General features: G+C 63.1%; 20 protein-coding genes. 4 read left to right on the top strand and 16 right to left on the bottom strand.

What is annotated here, in order from left to right:
- Nucleotide 1: 1 nt before the first annotated feature.
- The 12 genes from AC1DVN_RS18930 to AC1DVN_RS18875 all read right to left on the bottom strand — a co-directional run bounded on the left by AC1DVN_RS18930 (nucleotide 2) and on the right by AC1DVN_RS18875 (nucleotide 12194).
- Entirely contained in the window at nucleotides 2–1657 is a 1656-nt protein-coding gene (locus AC1DVN_RS18930; protein ID WP_446695627.1) for a substrate-binding domain-containing protein, read from the bottom strand.
- A gap of 120 nt (nucleotides 1658–1777) precedes the next feature.
- Entirely contained in the window at nucleotides 1778–2209 is a 432-nt protein-coding gene (locus AC1DVN_RS18925) for a type II toxin-antitoxin system Rv0910 family toxin (RefSeq protein WP_003939735.1), read from the bottom strand.
- A 73-nt stretch (nucleotides 2210–2282) separates the two neighbouring features.
- Nucleotides 2283–3920: a solute symporter family protein gene (locus AC1DVN_RS18920; protein WP_003939876.1), complete on the bottom strand. Its 1638-nt coding sequence runs from the start codon at nucleotides 3918–3920 to the stop codon at nucleotides 2283–2285.
- Complete coding sequence (locus AC1DVN_RS18915) at nucleotides 3917–4279, bottom strand: DUF485 domain-containing protein (RefSeq protein WP_182261001.1); 363 nt, start codon at nucleotides 4277–4279, stop codon at nucleotides 3917–3919. Before AC1DVN_RS18915 ends, AC1DVN_RS18920 begins: the two co-directional genes overlap by 4 nt.
- Nucleotides 4280–4441: 162 nt before the next feature.
- Nucleotides 4442–6193 carry a sodium/solute symporter gene (locus tag AC1DVN_RS18910; RefSeq protein ID WP_477994120.1) on the bottom strand — a complete coding sequence of 584 codons (1752 nt, stop codon included), beginning with the start codon at nucleotides 6191–6193 and terminating at the stop codon, nucleotides 4442–4444.
- A 10-nt stretch (nucleotides 6194–6203) separates the two neighbouring features.
- The gene (locus AC1DVN_RS18905) at nucleotides 6204–6575 is read right to left on the bottom strand and encodes a membrane protein (RefSeq protein ID WP_003939880.1); all 372 of its coding nucleotides are present in this window, start codon (nucleotides 6573–6575) and stop codon (nucleotides 6204–6206) included.
- Entirely contained in the window at nucleotides 6572–7363 is a 792-nt protein-coding gene (locus AC1DVN_RS18900; protein ID WP_042952657.1) for a LytR/AlgR family response regulator transcription factor, read from the bottom strand. The genes AC1DVN_RS18905 and AC1DVN_RS18900 overlap by 4 nt, the downstream gene beginning before the upstream one ends.
- A 51-nt stretch (nucleotides 7364–7414) precedes the next feature.
- The gene (locus AC1DVN_RS18895) at nucleotides 7415–8632 is read right to left on the bottom strand and encodes a sensor histidine kinase (protein WP_019744838.1); all 1218 of its coding nucleotides are present in this window, start codon (nucleotides 8630–8632) and stop codon (nucleotides 7415–7417) included.
- Nucleotides 8629–9015 (bottom strand): MmcQ/YjbR family DNA-binding protein, encoded by a 387-nt coding sequence (locus tag AC1DVN_RS18890; RefSeq protein WP_020970430.1) that lies wholly within the window; start codon nucleotides 9013–9015, stop codon nucleotides 8629–8631. Before AC1DVN_RS18890 ends, AC1DVN_RS18895 begins: the two co-directional genes overlap by 4 nt.
- 4 nt (nucleotides 9016–9019) lie before the next feature.
- Entirely contained in the window at nucleotides 9020–10237 is a 1218-nt protein-coding gene (locus AC1DVN_RS18885) for a lipase family protein (RefSeq protein WP_046379030.1), read from the bottom strand.
- A gap of 15 nt (nucleotides 10238–10252) precedes the next feature.
- Complete coding sequence (locus tag AC1DVN_RS18880) at nucleotides 10253–11896, bottom strand: Na+/H+ antiporter (protein WP_019744841.1); 1644 nt, start codon at nucleotides 11894–11896, stop codon at nucleotides 10253–10255.
- Nucleotides 11897–12002: 106 nt separating this feature from the next.
- Nucleotides 12003–12194 carry an antitoxin gene (locus tag AC1DVN_RS18875; protein ID WP_003940164.1) on the bottom strand — a complete coding sequence of 64 codons (192 nt, stop codon included), beginning with the start codon at nucleotides 12192–12194 and terminating at the stop codon, nucleotides 12003–12005.
- Nucleotides 12195–12374: 180 nt separating this feature from the next.
- Between AC1DVN_RS18875 and AC1DVN_RS18870 the strand changes: the two genes are divergently transcribed.
- Nucleotides 12375–13517, top strand: a complete 1143-nt coding sequence (locus AC1DVN_RS18870; protein ID WP_477994119.1) for a GGDEF domain-containing protein — start codon at nucleotides 12375–12377, stop codon at nucleotides 13515–13517.
- A gap of 6 nt (nucleotides 13518–13523) precedes the next feature.
- On the opposite strand, the gene AC1DVN_RS18865 is transcribed toward AC1DVN_RS18870, so the two are convergent.
- On the bottom strand, nucleotides 13524–16028 hold the full coding sequence (locus AC1DVN_RS18865; protein ID WP_477994118.1) for an HAD-IC family P-type ATPase: 2505 nt from the start codon (nucleotides 16026–16028) through the stop codon (nucleotides 13524–13526).
- A 137-nt stretch (nucleotides 16029–16165) separates the two neighbouring features.
- On the opposite strand from AC1DVN_RS18865, the gene AC1DVN_RS18860 reads away from it, so the two are divergent.
- The gene (locus tag AC1DVN_RS18860; protein WP_029255981.1) at nucleotides 16166–16759 is read left to right on the top strand and encodes a hypothetical protein; all 594 of its coding nucleotides are present in this window, start codon (nucleotides 16166–16168) and stop codon (nucleotides 16757–16759) included.
- A 36-nt stretch (nucleotides 16760–16795) separates the two neighbouring features.
- Here AC1DVN_RS18860 and AC1DVN_RS18855 read toward each other — a convergent pair whose 3' ends face one another.
- The gene (locus tag AC1DVN_RS18855) at nucleotides 16796–17911 is read right to left on the bottom strand and encodes an MBL fold metallo-hydrolase (RefSeq protein WP_046379032.1); all 1116 of its coding nucleotides are present in this window, start codon (nucleotides 17909–17911) and stop codon (nucleotides 16796–16798) included.
- Nucleotides 17912–17973: 62 nt separating this feature from the next.
- On the bottom strand, nucleotides 17974–18705 hold the full coding sequence (locus AC1DVN_RS18850) for an enoyl-CoA hydratase (protein ID WP_019744845.1): 732 nt from the start codon (nucleotides 18703–18705) through the stop codon (nucleotides 17974–17976).
- Nucleotides 18706–18817: 112 nt separating this feature from the next.
- On the opposite strand from AC1DVN_RS18850, the gene AC1DVN_RS18845 reads away from it, so the two are divergent.
- Nucleotides 18818–19921: an NAD(P)-binding domain-containing protein gene (locus tag AC1DVN_RS18845; protein ID WP_046379033.1), complete on the top strand. Its 1104-nt coding sequence runs from the start codon at nucleotides 18818–18820 to the stop codon at nucleotides 19919–19921.
- Nucleotides 19918–21360 carry a phospholipase D-like domain-containing protein gene (locus AC1DVN_RS18840; RefSeq protein ID WP_046379034.1) on the top strand — a complete coding sequence of 481 codons (1443 nt, stop codon included), beginning with the start codon at nucleotides 19918–19920 and terminating at the stop codon, nucleotides 21358–21360. Before AC1DVN_RS18845 ends, AC1DVN_RS18840 begins: the two co-directional genes overlap by 4 nt.
- Before the next feature lie 4 nt (nucleotides 21361–21364).
- Here AC1DVN_RS18840 and AC1DVN_RS18835 read toward each other — a convergent pair whose 3' ends face one another.
- Entirely contained in the window at nucleotides 21365–21901 is a 537-nt protein-coding gene (locus AC1DVN_RS18835; protein ID WP_254664940.1) for a DUF6630 family protein, read from the bottom strand.
- Nucleotides 21902–22068 lie beyond the last annotated feature (167 nt).

The raw sequence follows: 22068 nt of genomic DNA, 5'->3' as shown, positions 1-22068 counted from the left end.
TTCAGCCGGCGCGCCCACTGATCGCGCCGACGAAGACCTTCGGGATGTCTGCCGGTGTCGGAGCGAAGTGACTGTTACCGCCGGTGAGAGTCGAAATCTGCTCGAGCACATCGGTATCGGCATCATCGGTGACACCGATGGTGATGATCGGTACCGGCCGCGTCGGGTCCTGCTCGCGAGTCAGGGTGTCGAGAAGTTCCTGCAGGGCGATACCCGACGGATCGTCGTTGGCACCGTCGGTAAGCAGAATCACCGAATTGATCGAGGCCGGATCGTAGGACTGTTGCATGGACCGATACGCGGCGAGAACGCTGTCGTACAAACCTGTTCCGCCGCCGACGATCGAAGGGAGGTTGTCGATCCGAGACAGCAGTTTGCTCCGATGATCCGTGTCACCTTCAGTTGCATCCATACGGGCGACAGGTTCGAGTTCGCGGTAGTCCGTCCCGTCACCGAGGTCTACGGAGAACGCCCAGAGACCCAATTGTGCGTTGGCAGGGAACATTCGGATCGCGATGTCACCGGCCTGCGCCGTCGCGGCCATTCGAGTGACCCCGTCCTGCATGTAGTCCATAGACCCCGAGACGTCGACAACAGCCAGCGCGCGGGAAGGCCTGGACAGAATCTCGTACCGCGCAAGCGCTTTGGTGACCACAGACGGATCGGACGGCACCAGCGAGCCAACCTTTCCCACTCCACCGGCTACCGGTGGGGCCTGATCCGCGCCGCGGAACCCGAGGCCGGCAAGTACGGAGCGCCCGGTGTCCGATGCCAGCGCTGCCGCCAGCAGTTTGCCGGCGTCGTCCGCAGCCGACGAGGCTGCACCCACACTTGCCAACGGGTAGTCCATGAAGACCGAACCGGACGACGGTACCGACGCGGTGAGTCGACTGTCCGCATGTGCGGCGAGATAAGCCTCGAAGGTCTGCTCGGTAGTCACCGCGGTTCCGCCGGACGCGTCCACGGTTTGGATGCGCCCGGTCGAACCGGTTTCCTTCAGATTTCCGTACTGCGCTTGTGCCACCGGGACCAGGGATGCCGAGATGGATGTGAGGTCCCCGCCCCGCGACTGGGTCTCGGCAAAGGCCGCCACGATCGGCGCGCTGGAGACGGCACTGGTCAGGGGATCGCCGATGTGCAGCGATGGAGCGCCGAGGACATCCGTCCATGCGCCGGGTGCCTCGGCATCCGGCGCCGAGACGGCGACAACCGGGGTGGAGGCGACCGAGTTGCTGATCCGGCGAATCTCCTGCCCGCTCGCCGAAACCTTGTCCAGCCATTCGCTCGAATCAGGGATCCACAGTGCGGGCGCCGTACCGTCGGCGATCGCCGCGACGGTGAGCACGGGATCTTGCGGCGTCACGCTGAGCGAGCTGCATCCGAGATCCGCGGCGGGGATGGCAGCGGCGACAGCTTCGAGTCCCGAGGCGATCGACGGATCGGCCGCCACGGTCACGGTTTCCGGGTTGTCACAGTTGGTTGCCGTCGCAGCTGCAGCGGCGCCCGCACCGAGTTCTCCCTTGTCGCTGACGCTTTTGAACGTCACGGCGAATGCTGCCGTTCCACCGACTGCAACTACCGCCAAGAGTCCGATCAGAACCTGCACGGATCGAGGCATGGACGCAGGTGGTGCGCCGTACCCATGACGAGACGACATTGATCGATTCCTTTCCGGCGGGACCCGCATCAATAACCAACTGATGCCCGGTTTATCCCCCCGAAAAGAATCCTAACTCATGTTAGCGGTGAAGTAGCTCTATGTGGAAATCTCTACAACCTAGGTGTAGATCTGGACAAACTGGGCCAGTGACTTCTCCACATCGCCTTTGAGCGCCCGCGCCACACTCGAACCGATCGGGCCGAATAACGGCGCGCCGCCCAACTCGACTGTCAGCGCGAGTTCCGATCCGTCACCCTTTGCCTTCACGTCGAGTTCGAGACCGAGCTTGACCCCGCCCTTGCCGTCTCCCTTGAGCGAGATCGCCTTCGGGACGTCGTACTTCTTGATGGTCCACCGAACGCGGTTGCGCAGGCCTTTCACGGTCACGACCGAGCTGATCTCGGTGCCGACACCCAATTGCTCGGGAAGTTCACTGCGCCATCCGTCGTGAACCACGAGCCAGTTTTCGTAGCCGCTGAGATCGGAGGCCTTGTCCCACACTTCTTGAGGAGGAAGCGGAACGTCGATTTTCACTGTGAGCTTTGCCATGGCAGAACAATAAGCCCCGTGCGCCTTTTCCGTAACCAGAGGTACCAGAAAGACGCACGGGGCTTTGCCCCTCTTAGTGGCTGACGGCCTTTTCGACGCCGACGCCGGTGAGGGAGCGAACTTCCATCTCCGCCTGCTTTGCCGGATCTTCGATCTTGTTGCGTCCGATGTACGTACCGACGATGCCGAGGACGAATGCCAGCGGGATCGAGACGATGCCGGGGTTCGAGAGCGGGAACCAGGCGAAGTCGGAGTTCGGGAACATCGACGACGGCTTGCCCGACACTGCCGGGGAGAACACGATCAGCGTCAAGCAGCTGACCAAACCGCCGTAGATGCTGAAGAGCGCACCGGTGGTGTTGAACTTCTTCCAGAACAGCGAGTACAGCAGGGTGGGCAGGTTCGCCGAGGCCGCCACTGCGAAGGCGAGGGCCACCAGGAAGGCGATGTTCTGCCCCATCGCCATGATGCCGAGAACGATGGAGACGAGTCCGATGACCACGACGGTGATTCGAGAAACTCGAACCTGCTGCTCCTCGGTTGCGTTGCCGCGCTTGATGACACTGGCGTAGATGTCGTGAGCGAACGACGCCGAAGCAGTGATCGCGAGACCGGCAACGACGGCGAGGATGGTCGCGAACGCCACCGCGGAGATGATGCCGAGGAAGATGGTGCCACCGAGCTCGAAGGCGAGCAACGGAGCGGCCGCGTTCTCCTTACCTGGCGCTGCCAAGATCTTGTCCGGTCCGACCATGCTGGCCGCGCCGTAGCCGAGAACCAATGTGAAGAGGTAGAAGGCACCGATCAGCGCGATCGCCCAGGTCACCGAGCGGCGAGCTTCCTTGGCAGTGGGCACCGTGTAGAAGCGCATCAGCACGTGCGGCAGGCCCGCAGTGCCGAGCACCAAAGCGATTCCGAGAGAGATGAAGTCGAGCTTCGTCATTCCGGAAAGACCGTACTTGGCACCGGGTCCGAGGATGTCTCGTCCCTGCACACCCTTGGTGGTGGAACTGTTGACCATGTCCTGCGCATTGGCTAGCAACTGAGAGAAGTTGCCGCGCACTGCCCACAGAACGAGTACGAACATGATTCCGGCTCCGGCAACCAGCAGAACTGCCTTGACCATCTGTACGTAGGTGGTGCCCTTCATGCCGCCGACCAAGACGTACACGATCATCAGCACACCCACGATCGCGACGACGATCGACTGTCCCACCTTGCCGTCGATGTTGAGCAGCAGGGCGACAAGTCCGCCGGCGCCGGCCATCTGGGCAAGAAGGTAGAAGAGGGAAACGGCCAGGGTGGACAGGGCTGCCGCCATGCGCACCGGACGCTGCTTGAGCCTGAAGCTCAGGACGTCGGCCATCGTGAATCTGCCGGTGTTCCTGAGCAATTCGGCGACCAGGAGCAATGCAACCAACCAGGCGACAAGGAATCCGATGGAGTACAGGAATCCGTCGTAGCCGTACACGGCGATCGCACCTGCGATACCGAGGAACGATGCCGCCGAGAGATAGTCGCCGGCGATGGCGAACCCGTTCTGCGGGCCGGTGAACTGCCCACCGCCGGTGTAGAAGTCGGATGCCTTCTTGGTGGTCCGGCTGGCGCGGATGACCAGCGTCATGGTCACGACGACAAACGCGAGGAAGATCGCGATGTTGAAGGCGGGGTTTCCTACGTCCGTTCCGGACGCGGCGAGTGTGGTGATCACTGTGCGGGACCTTCCAGTTCTTCACGGATGGCGGCGGAGCGGGGATCGAGCTCACGACCGGCGAACTTCACGTACCACGCGGTGATGGCGAAGGTCGTGACGAACTGCCCGAGGCCGAGGAAGATGCCGAGATTGATGTTGCCGAGGACCTTGGTGGCCATGAAGTCGTGGGCATAGGTAGCCAGGACGACGTACACCGCATACCAGAGCAGGAAGAATGCAGTGATGGGGAAAACGAACTTGCGCAGACGCGTTCGGAGTTCCTGGAATTCGGGACTCGCTTGCATGTCTATGAATGCCTGGGCATCCGGGGTACGTCGCTCTTGCGGCGACCCCTCACTGATTTCTGCTGTGGACACTGCCGGCTCCTCGCCTCGCGTGTGAAGTGAACTACGCACAGACGTTAGTGAGATCGGAGTCACATGAAGACGCTGTGGCGCCAGTCACACGGTGAGCAGTCGCGCGCTGCGCCGAACGGTCAGGCAGGCGCGACCAACGGCAGAGGGTTCGGGCGGTGAAAGTCAGGGTTGGCGGAGATCGTCTTCGCGATCGGAGCCCATTCCGAGCCGTTCCGGGGCGTGCATCCGCGTGAAGATTCGCGCAATATCTGCCGGTATCTGCTTCGACGACACCTTGCTCACGACGATCATCGTGAGGAACGCCAGCGGCACGCTCACCGCAGCCGGGAACGCGAAAATGGCTGCCGGCCAGCCACCGAGGACGTCCTCCGACAAACCACCCAGGACGGCGACAGTGGCGGCAGTGCCCGCAACACATCCACCGACAACCATCCCCGCCCCCGCGCCGACGGCAGTCAGACCGCGCCACCAGATACCCAACACGAGCAGTGGGCAGAGCGTCGACGCGGCGACCGCGAACACCAACCCGACGGTTCTCGAGAGGTCGACCGACACCACCGCCAGCGACAGCACGAGCGGAACGAGCCCGGCCAGGAGCGCTGCAATACGGAAGTCTCGAACTCGTCCGCGGAGAACATCGGTACTGACGACGCCCGCGATGCTGACGAGCAATCCGGACGACGTCGACAAGAAGGCGGCAATGGCACCGGACGCCACGAGGGCTGCCAGCAGTTGTCCGCCCCACCCCGAGAACACCGAGCCCGGCAGCAGCAACACCGCGGCGTCGGAGGTGCCCGTGATCAGAAGTTGCGGAACGTACAGGCGGGCGAAGACGCCGAGGAGTGTCGGAAACAGGTAGAACACGCTGACCAGACCGACAACTGCAAGCGAGGTCAGACGAGCGGCCCGGCCGTCGGGGTTGGTGTAGAACCGGACGAGAACGTGAGGCAGACCGAGCGTTCCGAGGAAGGTCGCGAGCATCAGCGAGTACACCTGATACATCGGGTGCGGCCCACCGAAACCCCAACCCGGGGTGATCCAATCCGAGTTCTGCGCAGGCGCTCCCGCGACGACGGGAACCGCGGCTCCCGCGTCGAGAACCATGGACATGCCTTCACCGAGGGTGTGCTCCCCCGGGCCAAGTGTCACGGTTCCTTCGACCACTCGCCCGTCGACTGTGCCGCCGCTGACCGCCACCGGCTCCGATACCTGGACGACGACGTCGGTGGTGATGTCGACGGTCGTCGCAGTGGTGACCGTCGGCGGCATCGACGCGCCGACGTCGTGATGATCGCCGAAGAAGTAGAAGGTCAGTGCCACAGCGGGAATCGCGACGGCAGTCAGTTTCAGCCAGTACTGGAAGGCCTGAACGAAGGTGATCGAGCGCATCCCGCCGCCGACGACGTTGGCGATGACGATGACCCCGACCGCAACGCCGCCGATCCAGCTGGGAACCCCGAGCAGAATGTTGAGCGTCAGTCCCGCGCCTTGGAACTGTGGAATCAGATACAGGATGCACACCATCGCGACGACGAGCATTGCGAGCTTGCGCAATCGCGGTGAGCCGAGACGGAATTCGGCGAAATCGGGGACGGTATATGCACCGGAACGCCGAAGCGGTGCTGCGACGAACAGCAGCAGGGCGAGGTATCCGGTGGTGAATCCGATGGGATACCAGAGGGCGTCGGCGCCGTATTTCGCGACCAGCCCGGCCACGCCGAGAAACGAAGCAGCAGAGAGGTACTCACCGGAGATGGCCGTCGCATTCCACCGCGCGCTGACGGTTCTGGACGCGACGAGAAAGTCCGAGGTGGTACGAGCGAGCCGAACGCCGTAGATTCCGATAGCTACGGTTGCCACGGCCGCCGCAACGATGCCGAGCACCGTCAGCACCGGGATAGGTTGTCCTCCCACAGCGCCGCGCTCAGTCGTCCACGATGTCGTTGAAGTCCTGCTCGTTTCGCTCCGCACGACGCACGAACACCCAGCCTGTGGTCAACAGCAAGGGATACACGGCGCCGCCCATCACGAGCCACGGCAACCGGATGCCCAGGACTGCGACCTCCGACAGTGTCGGGAAGAGATGCGTCAGAAGCGGTACTGCACACAGGAGCCCGGCTGCGACGACGGCAAGGCGAATCGCCAGCCCCAACTGCGCGCGAACGAGACCGCGGATCATGGCGTCGCCGACTTCGGTCTGTTCCTGCACCTCCACCCGCGTACGGACGATCCGTGCGCCACTACGTTGCGCCAACACAACGCGCTCACGCTGCGGAGGATCGGACTGCGACGTCACCGTGACAACCAGCTCTGCTTGGGCGCACGAACCAGTCGATCCTTGAGTTCACGGGTGTGTCTGCGGCTGACCGGAAGCTCGACGGGAGGCTTGTCTCCGTGTGGGCGCAGACAGACCACCAATCCGCTGCCTACTGTGCGGATGCCGGTGACCAGCGCCAGAGACACCAGGTAGGAGCGGTGCACGCGCAGAAAGCCCGCGTCGGCCCAGCGTGATTCGAGTGTCGAGATCGGGATGCGCACCAGGTGCGACTTCCCAGCGGTGTGCAAACGTGCGTAGTCCCCGTCGGCTTCCACCCACTCCACCGAGGAACGTTGAACGAGCGTCGTGACGCCACCCAGTTCCACCGGGATCACCTCGTCGGCGGACGCAGCTTCGGGCTTGTTCTCGCTCTTGGTGCGCCCGGCCAACCCCACGATCCGTTGAACGGCCTGAGCGAGACGCTCCTCGCGGAGCGGTTTGAGTAGGTAGTCGACGGCACCGAGGTCGAAGGCATCAACCGCTCGATCGTCATGCGCTGTCACGAACACCACGGGTGGTGGCGTCGCGAAATTGGAGAGGATGCCGGCCAGTTCGAGACCGTCGAGTCCAGGCATGTTGATGTCGAGAAATACTGCATCGATGCTTCCACCGCGCAGTATCCGCAACGCAGTCGTCGCATCCGATGCCGTGTGAACGTGCGCCACCGAGTCCTCGGCGCGCAGCAAGAAGGCCAGCTCGTCGAGGGCTGGTTTCTCGTCGTCGACGGCAAGGACGGTCAGCTGGGCATCAGTGTCAGTCTCGTTCACAACAGGTCCATGTTCCCACGACGGTTTCAGCCTGATCATCGAAGGCGAGAATCAGACGTGAATACCCTGCTTGAACTTGGGAACACGCATGCTGACCTTCGTACCGGCACCCGGCGCTGTCTCCACCACGAGTCCGTAGTCGTTGCCGAACGCGGCACGAAGTCTGTCGTCGACGTTGGCCAAGCCGACGTGAGCAGCTTCGCGTGCGCTGGGTCGTCCCGATCCCGACTCGATGGCGTCAAGTGAGCCGGAACGCAGTAGTTCAGGATCCATCCCCACACCGTCGTCCTCGACGCTGATGATGCAGTCAGGTCCCTCGTCCGCGGCCACGATGCTCACGGTCCCGCCCTCCGGCTTACTCGAAATGCCGTGACGAACCGCGTTCTCGACCAGCGGCTGGAGAGCCAGGAAGGGAAGAACCACGTTGAGCACTTCGGGTGCGATCTGAAGGCGGACGTTCAGCGCCTCCCCGAATCGCGCGCGTTCGAGGGTCAGGTAACGATCGATGTTGCGTAGCTCGTCGGCAAGCAGGGTGAACTCACCCGCAGATCGGAACGAGTAGCGGGTGAAGTCCGCGAACTCGAGGATCAGTTCTCTGGCCCGGGCTGGGTCGGTTCGAACGAACGACGCGACCGTGTTGAGCGCGTTGTAGATGAAATGGGGACTGATCTGCGCGCGGAGGGCACGCACTTCGGCGCGATCCAACAGGGCTCTGGACGCGTCGAGGTCGGCGAGTTCGATCTGGCTGCAGGCGTATCGAGCCACCTCGGTGACCGCTCCGAGCATTCCAGGCCACGGGTCTTCGCTGGTGACGATTCCCAGCACGCCGACCACGCCGATGTCCTCGATCAGCAGGGGCTGAGCGATCAGCGCTCGCACATGGTGATCGCTCGGTCCGCGCACCAGGTCCGAGTGGGTGACGAGCACCCGGCGTTCGCCTTCGATCGCGCGAATGGCGGCGTCGTGGAATTGATCGGACAACGCTTCGTGACGGCCGTCCCACGCCAGCAGATTTCCCGACGCGTCTGCGAGGCCCAGACCGGAACCGCCGGTCAGCTCGCGTAGGTGAGGCGCCGCCTCGGCGGCCGAATTCTTGTCGAGTCCACGCCGAAGTGGCCGCGCGGCAAGTGAAGCCGTATGGAGCGCGGCATGGACGGCACGTTCGGTGGGGGTGGTCACCTCACGTCTGGTGCGCATCCACACCGCTGTCAGTGCCCCGGCCACTGCGAGAATCAGCACGCTGAGAAGCGCGACCACGGCCGGACTCAACGCGAATCCTCGTCCAGTTTCCGGATCAGTGTTTTCGGAGCCACCGTGCGGTACGCATCTTCGACGACGTCGGCTACGTCGTTCCAGAATTTCTCGTCCTCGGTCTCGTCGGCACTCGGAACGTCGAGGTACACACCGATCCATCCCCGGCCACCCACGTACGGGGGGACGAAGAACCTCGTCGGATCGCGACTGACCCAATCTGCCTGCGCCCCAGGTGGGGCCGCGGCCCAGATCGCGAGGCGATCGTCGTGGTGGTGATCTGCCATGGTGACGAACTGCGGCGCTTTGCGCACGAACCACGACGATTCACCGTGGCTGACCCGCTCGGTTGCCTCTGGCAATGCCAGTGCAAGTGCGCGGATTCGTGCCGACGCCGTCATCGATTCACGACCCGCAGGTATTCGGTGCCGGAACACCTGCAAATCGATCCTTCACCCACGCAACAGCTCCCGGCACAGCGGCGCCGTCCGCGTGACCTTCGCCCGGTCGCGCCTGGAATTCGATGACGTCACCCTCGGCGCAGGCACGTTCGACGGCCGCCTCGGTCCATTCCGGACGGATGAGGTTGTCATTGGTACCGACGACTACGTACATCGGACCGCTCGCGCGTTGACGTGGGAGAGCAACGTCGCTGAGCCACGCGTGAATTCGGTCCGCGTCCTCGGCGGTAGCTGGCCGGGTGTCGGCGGGCGTCACCTTTCCGACAAGACCCAACTTCTCCGTCGCGCGAGAGGTCAGGCACGAGGTGAGCAGGTCGTAGTTCTGCTCGAATGCGCCGCGCACGTAGTCGGTTCGTTCGAGCTCCGGATGGGTGAGGGACAGCCCTTCGAGTACATAGGGCAGCAGCAGTTGCTGAGGCAGTGACAGATTGACCTCGGAATCACTCGAGATGATCGGCGAGATGTCCGCTGCCGGGGACAGGTTTGCTGCACCGACGAATTCCAGTCCGTCGCCGTAGGTGTCGGCTTCCTCGGCCGCTGCCCAGGAAGCCTGCCCGCCTTGGGAAAGCCCCAGAGTTGCCCACCGAGTCGAGGTGTCCGGAACGACGTTGCGCGCCGCTCGAACCGCGTCGATGACGTTGAACGCCGCGGTGTCCGGTTGCAGGTAAGGATGCGGGTCCGGAGTGCCGAGGCCCTCGAAGTCGGATACAGCGACCACGTATCCCGAGCCGAGGAACGGCGCGACCAGGCCGATCGTGCCGAAGAGGGTCGGCGAGGTCGACGGCGCACAGTCGTCCGAAATACCCGTCGTGCCATGGCCGATGGAGACGATCGGCCAACCGCCCTCCGGCGGCGTTCCAGGCGGTGTGAACACGGTTCCCGATACCTGGGTCTCCCGGCCGTCGATACCGGAGGTGGAGCCGTACAGGATTTTCACCGCGCTCGCTCCGGACGCCGCCACTTCGGCTGTGCTGGTGAAGGGTTCACTGTCGAACACGACGCCGCGTTGCGCGCTGCTCTCGACCGGCGGGGTAGTCGTGGTTGCGTTGTCGGTGACAGAGACATCTGGCGAGGCATCCGATCCGCAGCCGACGCTCACGAGGAGCGCGCTCGCCACCACGACTCCCCAGCCTGCGCGAACCCTCGAACTCCGAACCGTCATACGCAGTGTTCCCCTCTATTTGCCCGCGCTGCCTGCTCGGCGACGCCTGACACGTTCCTCGGCTGCGGCCTCTTCGATGTCGAGTCCTTCCAATACGGTACGCAATACCTCGTCGTCGAGATCTCCGTCGTCGCGCGCGGCGATCAGTGCGACTCGCTGCGAGCGAAGGGATTGATGCCGGAATTTGTCGAAGAGCGCTCCCGCATTCCACAGGGCGGCCTCGCGATCGGCGTCCTCGTCGACCTCTTGGAGTTGAAGCCTCGCCTGCATCGAGCGGCGTACGCGCTCGACGATTGCCTGCAATTCCTTTCCATCGATCCCGGATGGAGGGTGCGCGGCCGCGTCGGCCAACGCCTTCTCACCGGCCTTGCGAGAAATGTTGCGTGCCAACTCCATCTGTTCCTGGGTACGCAATTGTTCATAGGGATCCGCGACGTCGAGACGACGAATGAGGAACGGCAAGGTCGATCCCTGGATGAGCAGTGTCCCGACCGCGACGATGAACGCGATCGCCTGAATGACGCCGCGTCCGGGGAACGGCTCGCCGGACGAGAGCGCGAACGGGATACCGCCGGCCGCAGCAAGAGTGACGACACCGCGCATTCCCGCCCACGAGACCACCAGATTCTGTTTCCACGTCAGTTGATTCTCGCGATCACGGCGCAGGGTTACACCGAATCGCACACGGGAGTAGCTCAGGAACAGCCACACCGGCCGAATCACGATGACCACGGCCAGGACTGCCAGACCGTACGCGAACACGTGAAGCACCGGAAGCCCGTCGGCGACAACATCGTCGATCACGAAGCTCAGTTGCAGCCCCATGTACGCGAAGACGAACATCTCGAGGAGCGTGTCCAGGCTCGACCACACCGAGCGCTCCTGCAGCCTGGTCATGATCGACGCGTCCGTCGAATAGTGTCCGATCACCAGACCAGCAACCACGACGGCCAGAACACCGGACGCGTGTAGTTCTTCAGCGGCCAGGTAGGCAGCGAACGGAAGGACCAGCCCCAAGCCGGTTTCGAGTGGAGAGTCGTACATGCGGGCGCGAACGAACTTGACGACAAACGCGAGCACCAAGCCGACGACAACGCCGCCGATTACTTCGTACGCGAAGAACAACAGGGGCGAATCCGTCGCAATTCGCGTTCCGGTCACGGCAGCGACCGCGACGGTGAAGAGGGTCAGCGCGGTCGCGTCGTTGACGAGCCCTTCGCCCGTGAGGATGGCGATGACTCGTTTCGGGAGCCCGAGTTTCTGACCGACCGCCACCGCGCTGACGGCATCGGTCGGCGCGATCACAGCTCCAAGCACGAGGGCGGCGCCGATAGTGAACTCGGGAACCATCCATTCGGCGAAGAAGGCAACCACGAACGCCGTCACCAGCACCATTCCGACGCCGAGACGCAGAATGGGCGCAAGGTTGCGTTTGAAGGTCGCGACCGAGAACTTGAGAGCGGCCGAGTAGAGAAGCGGCGGCAGGACCACACCGAGAATGACGTGGGGGTCCAGTTCGGGCCGCGGCATACCGGGGATGAAGGAGGCGACCGAGCCCACGGTCACCAGGACCAGCGGGGCCTGCAGGTTTCGTCGATTGGACAGCCCGGTAACTGCGATGGCGGCAATGACAACCAGCAGAATCCAGGTGAAGTTCACGCGTTCATTCTGCCCGCCGACCCTGGGAGTTCACCCAGCGGACGCACAGAAGCCCGCAACCTTTTCGGTTACGGGCCCCTGAGCAACGGTATGGCCGAATCCGGTTTTACTGCTTTTCGGGAACAGCCTTCTTGGCGGCCTCGGCTGCCTTGTCGATCTGATCGCCGTACTTGTTGCCGGTCTTGTCGTCGGCGATGTCGGCGACCTTGTCGATCGCGTCGTGAACCTTGTCGGAGTTCTCCGCTGCGAGCTCCTGGCCCTTTTCGACCAATCCCTTGACGTTGTCCAAGAAACCCATGTCCGTGTCCTCTCCCGGTGCTGACGCACATCCTTCGGCGGAATCGTTCCTCCGCGCCCTTCGATTCTCACAGGTCGACGGCCTCTACGCCAGAAAGCAGGTCCGTGCGTTCGAGCCGCGCGCAACTCGAGGTAGCGTTAACCCGCCAATAGCTGATTGATCACCCATCGACATCGACAGGTGCCCGGATTGAATGCAGGACTGCGCGGGACGGGGAGCGACCCCCACCCCACGCGTGAACTGCTGTCCCGGTGGTGGTCGGATCGCACCGATTACACCTGGCTCCCCCGATTCCTCGACACTCGCGGGCTGACCGTTCCCGGACGCAAATTAGTCGCGGTGTGGTGTTTTCTCTTCGCGCTGATCGCGGCGACCATGCAGTTGAGCCGCTTCGGTTCCGATTCCGCCCTTGCACGGTCCATCCTCGCAGTCGGGACCATCAGCGGGGTCTATGCCGGTTGCCGTTGGGTGCGAAACGAATCGTGGCCCACCTGGCGCCAATCCGTGGCCTTTGTCGTCTGGGCCGACCTCTGGCTCGCCGTCACGCTCTTCTTCGCGGTTCGCACAGCGTTCGTCGGAACGCTGGGTTGCGTCCTGTTCATCATGATCGGCTTCTACACGGCGATAGTTCACAGTCCGCGTGTTGCCGTGACCCACATCGGCTGGGCTCTTGCTGTCTGCACGACGCTCGCTGCCATGGCGATGTCCGAGCCGGTCAACGACGACTGGGTGGTCGTGAATCTCTATCTGATGGTTGCCGGTGTGGTTTTCTCCACCGCGTGGATTCTGCAGATCGTCTGGCTGCGCCTGACCGACGACGCACGAAACGCTCACCGGGACTACCTCACCGCGACACTCAATCGCCGCGGACTCCAGGACGAGGCACAGCATCTGCTGCGCAGTGATCGAACGCAGGCTCTGATCGCACTGCTCATCGACGTCGACTCGTTCAAAATCCTCAACGACACGCACGGTCACGTAGCAGGTGACGACGCGTTGACCGCTGTCGCTGACCGCCTCATCGCTGCCGCCGGGCCCGAGGCAGTGGTGGCGCGAATCGGCGGCGACGAGTTCGTCGTCCTGCGCGGAGTCGATCGAGGAGATATCGAACAGGTTGCCACCGAGATACATTCGGCGGTCTCGTCCGACTCCGATCCCTATCCCGTATCCGCCAGTACCGGCGTCAGCGTCTACCTCTGCCCCGAGGCGGACTTACCGGATCGGGCTGTCAACGAACTGATCGAGCACGCAGACAATGCGATGTACCGGGCCAAGAAGCGCGGCGGCGATCGCATTGCCTGGGTGCAGATGTTCAGGCGCTGAAACTACTTACTCACTGTGGGCGTGGTGGTGCTCGCCGGGCAGGTCGTCGGGCGTCGCGAAAATCTTCCGCTTCTCCCCGTGCAGGCGTGCGCTGATCCACCACGAGAGTTCCACGAGCACAACGCCGATAGCGCCGAGGGTGATCGCGAGCGTCGTCGCAGCGACGTTGCTCGGATCAAGCTTGAAGAACTCACGAGTGAACGGCAGCGCGAACAGGATGAGGTACCCGGCAACCGAACCGCCGATCAGAACGAGCTTCCACCACACGTACGGCCGAGCAACGACGGCCAGGACCCACACGGCGATCATGATCAACGTGATGAGTGCACTGGTTCCGGCCTGGATCTTCTGGGTCTCCGTCTGGTCGGGGCCTTGGTAAGCCAACACGTAGGAGATGAACGTGGTGATGCCGATGATCAGGCCCGACGGCAACGCCAGACGCATCACGCGGGAGACGAAACCGGTTCGGGCGCGCTCGTTGTTGGGGGCGAGAGACAAGATGAAGGCCGGGATACCGATCGTGAACCACGCCGCGATCGTGACGTGGCGGGGCAGGAACGGGTACGGCAGCGGTTCGAAGTCGAAGACCTGGGACAGGACGCCGGTGATACCGATCAGGAACGCAAGCACCACCGAGTAGACGGTCTTGGTCAGGAACAGATTCGACACACGCTCGATGTTGCCGATCACTCGGCGGCCTTCCGCGACGACGTACGGGAGCGTCGCGAACTTGTTGTCCAGCAGCACGATCTGGGCCACGGCTCGGGTAGCCGGGCTGCCCGAACCCATCGAGACTCCGATGTCGGCGTCCTTGAGGGCGAGCACGTCGTTGACGCCGTCACCGGTCATCGCGACGGTATGTCCGCGAGACTGCAAGGCAGCGACCATTTCCCGCTTCTGATCCGGTCGTACTCGACCGAACGTCGTTGCTCCGTCGAGAGTGTCTGCCAGCTTTTCCTGATCGCTGGGAAGATCCCGCGCGTCGATGGGACGGTCACCACCCTCGAGCCCGAGGGAACCGGCAACGGCACCGACGGAAACCGCGTTGTCGCCGGAAATGACCTTGACCGCGACCTTCTGGCTGGCGAAGTACTCCAACGTCTCCTGCGCGTCCGGACGCACCTTCTGCTCGAGTACGACCAGAGCCTCAGGGGTGACTGTGCCCGGCGCGTCGGCGTCGTCGACGGGAAGGTTGCTGCTGCCGAGCATGAGGACACGAAGCCCGCTCGAACCCACTTCTTCTGCCTTGCGGGCCATCTCCGAGTCGGGATCGAGCAGCACGTCCGGGGCGCCGAGCACCCAGTTGCCGTGACTGCCGTACGACTGGCCACTCCACTTCTTCGCCGAGGAGAACGGCGCGAGCGCGGTGGCTTCGCCCCAACCGGAATCGTCGGAGAGAGACTCGCGAATCGCCAGAACGCTCGCGTTGGGGCGAGGGTCGGACGCGGCCATCGCGCTCAACGCGGACTTGACTGCAGACTCCCCTGATCCACCCGGTGCGACATCGACCTCGGACAGACGCATGCTGTTCTCGGTCAGCGTTCCGGTCTTGTCCGCGCACACCACGTCGACACGGGCCAAGCCTTCGATCGCCGGCAACTCCTGAACGAGACACTGGCGCTTGCCCAATCGGATGACCCCGACCGCAAAAGCAATGGACGTCATGAGCACAAGGCCTTCGGGAACCATCGGAACCAGCGCTGCCACCATGCCGTTGAGGGCGGGTCGGATCGGCAAGCCGATCGTGAAGAGCTGATTGAAGATGATCAGCGCTCCCGCCGGAATCATCAGATAGGTGATGAATTTCAGGATCTTGTCGATACCGCTGCGCAGTTCCGAATGCACGAGGGTGAACTTGCTCGCCTCTTCGGCCAGCTTGGCCGCGTATGCATCTCCACCGACCTTGGTGGCGCGGTACGCGCCGCTACCTGCGGCAACGAAACTGCCCGACAGCACTTGCTGGCCGCTCGCCTTGTGAACCGGATCAGCCTCACCGGTGAGCAGCGATTCGTCGACCTCGAGTGCGGCAGAACTGACCACCTCACCGTCGACGACTATCTGGTCACCGGATCCGAGTTCGATAATGTCATCGAGCACAACATCTTTGGGCGCCATTGCCACGGCGACGCCGTCACGCCTGACCATGGGCTTGGCCTGACTCACGATGGCCAGAGCGTCGAGCGTGCGCTTGGCGCGGATCTCCTGGATGATGCCGATACCGCTGTTCGCGATGATCAACAACCCGAACATGCCGTCGATGATCGAACCCGTCGCGAGCACGATCACCAACAACACGGTCAGGATCGCGTTGATGCGAGTGAAGACGTTGCCGCGAATGATGTCCTTGACCGAGCGGGACGCCCGGTCCGGTACATCGTTGGTTTGTCCCGACGCGATCCTTGCTGCAACCTGATCGGCGGTCAGACCGCGGGCGACGTCGACGTCGTCCGGCAATCGCTCAGGCGCTACCGCCACTGCTGTCTCTTCTGAACTGGTGTGCTCGTGAGCCATGGTCAAAGATTACGCACCCGGAGCAACTAATCAGGGTCGGACTCGTGTGGCAATGACGGCTACACGAAGATCACACCCGTGGGCCGCGGTTCTGCGATGCTGGTCGGAACGAGCAGAGAAGTCCATCGAGGAACGGTATGAAATACGTCTACAACGGTCTCGACGAGGCGCTTCGGTGCGAACGGCCCGTCGACCTGCCGATTTCTCTCGACCTCAACCGGACCGACAACGTGGTTGTCTGGTTGTCGGCGATTCGGGTCTACTCGTTCGGGATGATGTTCGCGATTGATGCCCGCTACGAGGATCCGGCACTCTCGCTGAGTCTCGGCACTTACGACGGGCGTCCCACGTTCACACATTTCAGCGCGCCGCTACTCCTCGGCCTCGGTTTCGCGGACGGATCATCGGTGACCACCGCGCAAAGAACGCGAGGCTCGCTGCTGGAGTTACGCACGGCTGAAAGCCGCTCGGGCTCAGTGCGCGGTGAGTATTTGCTGGCTCCGATACCGCCTGCCGGGCCGATCGATGTCGCAACTGCATGGCCTCAGCTGGGAATGGACGAGAAGGTTGTCACCCTCGACGGAGAAGGCATCGCATCCGCATCCGCATCCGAAAGTGTCACACAACTATGGGAACCGAAACGACAACCCGATCCCGACCTCACCAGTGAACACGTGACACATCAACTGCAGTACCAACGTGGGGGTTGGTTCGGAATCCGACTGGATTGAGGAAGATCCCGGGTGACTTTCGAGCAAGGGCCGCAGTCAGCCCAGCGGTATCCACCACTTCGACGGCGGTGTCGGTGACAACGCGTCGATCCTGCCGCCAGGCATCGGGACCGACACTGTTGTGCCCGCCTCTGCGGCCGACTCGCTGAGGCGAATGATCGGCTCCGACCACGAGTGAAACGCGAGGTTGAAGGTCGCCCAGTGGATCGGTACGAAGACACCGCGCGATCCGTCGCCCTTGTTGAGGTCGATGTGTGTCTGCACTGCCTCTTCCGGATTCATGTGAATGTCCGGCCAGCGCACGTCGTACGCGCCCACGGGGAGAAGCGTCAGATCGAAAGGCCCATAGGTTTCACCCAACTGTTCGAAACGTGATGTGTATCCGCTGTCTCCGCCGAAGAACACCCGGTGCTTCGGACCGGCGAATACCCACGACGCCCACTGCGTCGTGTTCCGGACGAGGCCACGACCGGAGAAGTGACGAGCCTCGGTGCACGTGAGGACCAGGTCGTCGATTTTTGTCGACTCGTCCCAGTCCAATTCCACGATCCGGTTCTCGGGCACCTTCCAGTGCCGCAGGTGAGCCCCGATACCGATCGGAACGACAAACGGAGCGGTCTGGGTGCGAGTCAGAATCTTGACCGTCGCCATGTCGAGGTGGTCGTAATGATCATGCGAGATGACTATCGCATCTACCGTCGGTAGATCAGCCAAGGCCACGGGAGTGGGATGCATACGTGCGGGACCTACTGTGGCCGAGGGTGATACGCGTTCGCTCCACACCGGATCGGCGAGAACGCGGTAACCGTCGACCTCGACGAGAACACTCGAATGGCCGTACCACGTCACGGCCGCGTCACCCGCTACCGACGGCGCCAGCGGAGTTGCCAACGGAATCGGCTGACGCGGCCGACCCGTCGACCCCCGTGTAGCCATCGACTTGAACATCCCGGCATCGGTGCCCGGAACCAGAGTGCTGCTGGGCTCCGAGTTGTGGAACTGGCGGTCCCGGTATCGCGGGGACATCGCCGCATACGGTTGCACTGTGTTTCGCGACGCCCCGATCTGCGTCGGGATTCCCCATGCGGCTCGCGCCACCCACCCTGTCGCCGCGGCAACAGCCGCAACTCCGAGAACCGTCGTCTTCTTCATTCAGACGAGCGTAGCCACTATCTGTCCCGCGTGCCTGGTGCCTGTTTTCCCTGCAACGAGCTTTACTTTCCCTTGAATACGGGAGGGCGGTTCTCGATGCGGGCGGCGCGGGCTTCCTGGACGTCCTCGCTGAGCCAGGCGGCGTGGAGGGCGTCGAGTTGCTCGGGAGACTGTTCCTCCATGGTGCCGTCGTCGTTGAGAACCATCTTCATGTGCCGCAACGACAGCGGTGCGAGATTGGCGATGCGGTGCGCCCATTCCTGAGCGTCGTCGAGGGTTCCGAGCTTGTTGGCGAGACCGCGCGTGAAAGCTTCCTCGGCGCCGATCTGTTCGATGCCGAGCAGAATGGTACGCGCCGGACCGCCGCCGACCAGCGACGCGAGCCGACGCATGGTCCACTTGTCCACCGAGACTCCGAGGGTGGCCGCGGGGATTCCGAAGCGAGCGGTCGGTGCCACGACGCGCAGATCCGACGCGATGGCCAACTGGGTACCGGCGCCGATGGCCGGACCGTTGACAGCGGCAATGACGGGGATGGGCGCCGTGTCGATCGACCGGAGCATTTCGAACAAGCGGTCGGTGAAGCCCTCCATGTAGACGTCGCCGGACAGGTCCGCGCCTGCACAGAACGCCGATCCCTCACCGGTGATGACGACAACGTGCGCATGCTCGGCGACTGCCGCGTTCATCGCGTCCCGTATTGCGATGCAGAGTTCGGCGCTGAGCGCATTACGACGCTCGTGACGCTGCAACTCGATGGTCACGACGTTGCCGTCACGGGAGAACCCGATCATGTCCGCTCACTTTCGTTTCTGGAAGGCTCGACACACGGGAGTTCCGAGGCGCCGCTACCGTCCGCATACTTCTCTGCAGCTAAGTTCTGTACATCAGGAGGTTAGATTACCGATGAGTACAGACGACCTTGCCGCACAGCAACCACACCCGGTTGACGTGGTGGTGATCGGTGCGGGACAGGCCGGACTCTCCGCCGCGTACTACCTGCGCAAGTTCGGAATCGAACCCGAATCGGGGTTCGTGGTGCTCGATCATGCGTCCGGTCCGGGCGGAGCGTGGCAGTTCCGATGGCCGAGCCTGACACTGAGCACCGTCAACGGTGTGCACGACCTCCCGGGAATGTCCTTCGCGGAAACCACCGGTACAGACGCCGAACAAGTGCCTGCATCGGTGGCGGTCCCCCATTACTTCGAACTGTACGAAAAGCAATTCGAACTTCCCGTCCACCGCCCGGTACACACACGGGTGGTGTGTCCGAGGGAAGAGCGACTGCGAATCGAAACCGACCAGGGAGTGTTCGCGGCGCGAGGCTTGATCAACGCGACGGGAACCTGGGAGCGCCCCTTCATCCCCCACTATCGCGGGGCCGAGTCCTTCCGTGGCCGACAACTCCATACGAAGGACTATCGAACCGCTGCGGAGTTCGAAGGCAAACATGTTGTGGTGGTCGGCGGCGGTATCTCGGCCGTCCAACTGCTCGACGAGATCTCACGCGTCACGACCACTACCTGGGTGACGCGGCGCGAACCCGAGTTCCGCGACGAGCCGTTCACGCCGGACATCGGCCGCGCTGCGGTTGCCATGGTCGAAGATCGTGTACGACGCGGCCTGCCACCGGGATCCGTTGTCTCGGTGACCGGCCTCCCCGTGACGCCTGCCATCCAGGCAGCGCGAGAGCGCGGTGTGATGAATCGTCTGCCGATGTTCTCCGAAATCCTTCCGAACGGCGTGAAGTGGGCCGACGGTACCGTCGTCGACGCCGATGTCATCTTGTGGTGCACCGGTTTTCGTAGCTCACTCGATCACCTGGCGCCGTTGCACCTGCGCGGACCGGGTGGCGGAATCCCGATGACCGGGCGCCTCGCCACGCAGGTCGAAGCCGACCCTCGCGTACACCTGGTGGGATACGGACCGTCGTCGTCGACGATCGGAGCCAACCGCGCCGGCCAAGCGGCGGCGCGCGAACTGACCGCGTACCTGGGAATCGGCGAATGAACAGAATACTGATTCCGGGCGAAACCTGCTGGCGCATCGAACCGGCCGACAATCTTGCCTGCATCGTCGACGCCGCTGACTACTTTCATCATGCGAAGTCCGCAATGCTGCAAGCCGAGAAGCGAATCATGTTGATCGGCTGGGACTTCGACACGCGCATCAAACTCGAACCAGGCAAGCAGACGCTCGACGGCCCCAACCGATTGGGAATGTTCCTCCGCTGGCTGGTCCGCGAGAAACCCGACCTCGAAATCCTCGTACTCAAATGGAACATCGGCGCGTTCACCGCAATTGGGCGCGGCATGACTCCCGTCTTCGTGTCCAACTGGCTGACCGACGAGCGCCTTCGGTTCGAGATCGACGGTGCCCACCCGGTTGGTGCGGCGCACCATCAGAAAATCATCGTCATCGACGACGCTCTGGCATTCTGCGGCGGCATCGACATGACGGTGGACCGCTGGGACACCTCGGATCACGTCGACCGCAACGACTACCGGATCACACCGAGCGGAAGACGTTACGGCCCTTGGCATGACGCAACCACGGCGGTCGACGGCAATGCGGCCGCGGCCATCGGCGAATTAGCGCGGGCACGCTGGAAGTCCGCAACCGGAGAGGACCTCCCACCGGTCCAGAGCACGGCGACGCCGTGGCCGGTCAATTTGGGTCCCACTTTGCGCGTCGTCGACGTGGCCATCGCCAGAACGCTGCCGGAACTCGGCGAACGCACAGAGGTACGCGAGATCGAGGCGCTCTATCTCGCGGCCATCGCCGGGGCAGAACACACGCTGTACATCGAAAGCCAGTACCTCGCCTCACGCACGCTGGCCGAGGCGATTGCCGCGCGTCTACGTGAGGCCGACGGGCCGGAGATCGTTCTGGTCATTCCGCGCAATGCCGATGGATGGCTCGAGCAAAAGGCGATGGACGGGGCACGCCACGACCTGCTGCATTTGCTGTGGTCGGCCGATATCCACGACCGGTTCGGTGCGTTCTATCCCGTGACCTCTTCCGGCGCAACAATTTACGTGCATGCCAAGGTGCTCGTGATGGACGATCGCCTCCTGCGAATCGGGTCGTCGAACCTCAACAACCGTTCGATGGGCTTCGACACCGAGTGCGACATCGCCGTCGAATCCAACGACGACGCAGATGTCGAGTTGCGCGCCTCGATCATCGGATTGAGGCGCCGGCTACTCAGCGAGCACCTCGACGTCACCGAGGAAGAAGTCGACGACGCGTTGGGTGAGCAGTCACTGTTGTCGACGGTTCGCGCTCTCTCGACCTCCGACGCTCGCAGTCTGCGCGAATTCGACCGGAATACAGTCGACGGCGAAGACCACGTGCTCGCTGAAAATGCACTGATGGATCCCGAGCGCACGCCGCCCAGACTGAGCGATCGAATCGAAGGATTGCGCCGCCTGCTCGGCAAACGCTGAGACTCTAGAACACGCGCACGCAGTGCCCGGTTGCCAGCGCGAGTTCGACGAGTGTTGCACCGTGAACACTCGGGACGAGCGCGATGAGAAACGTATCGCTGTCGCTGTCGAGCCAGGCAAGTGAAACGCCCGTCTCGGTGATGTTGTCGCCGACTCGAGCGAGAAGCGATTCGAGTCCGGCAGCTCGATCGAAGGCCATGGCAAGACTCTGCGCCCACTCCCACGATCCTGCCGGCGCCGACTCGAGCGCTCGTAGCTGACCGAGAACCTCGGCAGCGTCCTCGTTCCAGTCCACCCAGACCAGGAGTTTTCGGTCGTGCAACGCGTCGACGAGAGCAAACCACGCCAATTCCGGGTGCGGCTTCTCGAGCGTCTGTGAGTACAGCTCGTTCTGTACTTCGACATACCGTTCCGGATAGTCGATCGCGAGAGTCACACGGTCGATGACGACAGTGCTGTCAGGGGCGAGCAGTTCGGCGATCGCGCGCAACGCGTCGCGAGCAGGTCCACCCACTATGGCTCCAAGGTTCGATTCGGTCATCGGTGCGGTTTCCACAGTCTGACATGCGAGTGCGCCTCGTTCGGACGTGTCCTCTATGTCAGGTCCTGAGGCAGATCCCTCCGGAGATTCCCGCGCGCCGCACATCAACGAGTCGACGAGTTACCGAATCGAACAACCCGGCTATCCCATTCGCCGCACTTGTCCGT

This window comes from Rhodococcus sp. P4_E4, assembly GCF_056401575.1.
This window is presented reverse-complemented; position numbering and strand designations above follow the sequence as displayed.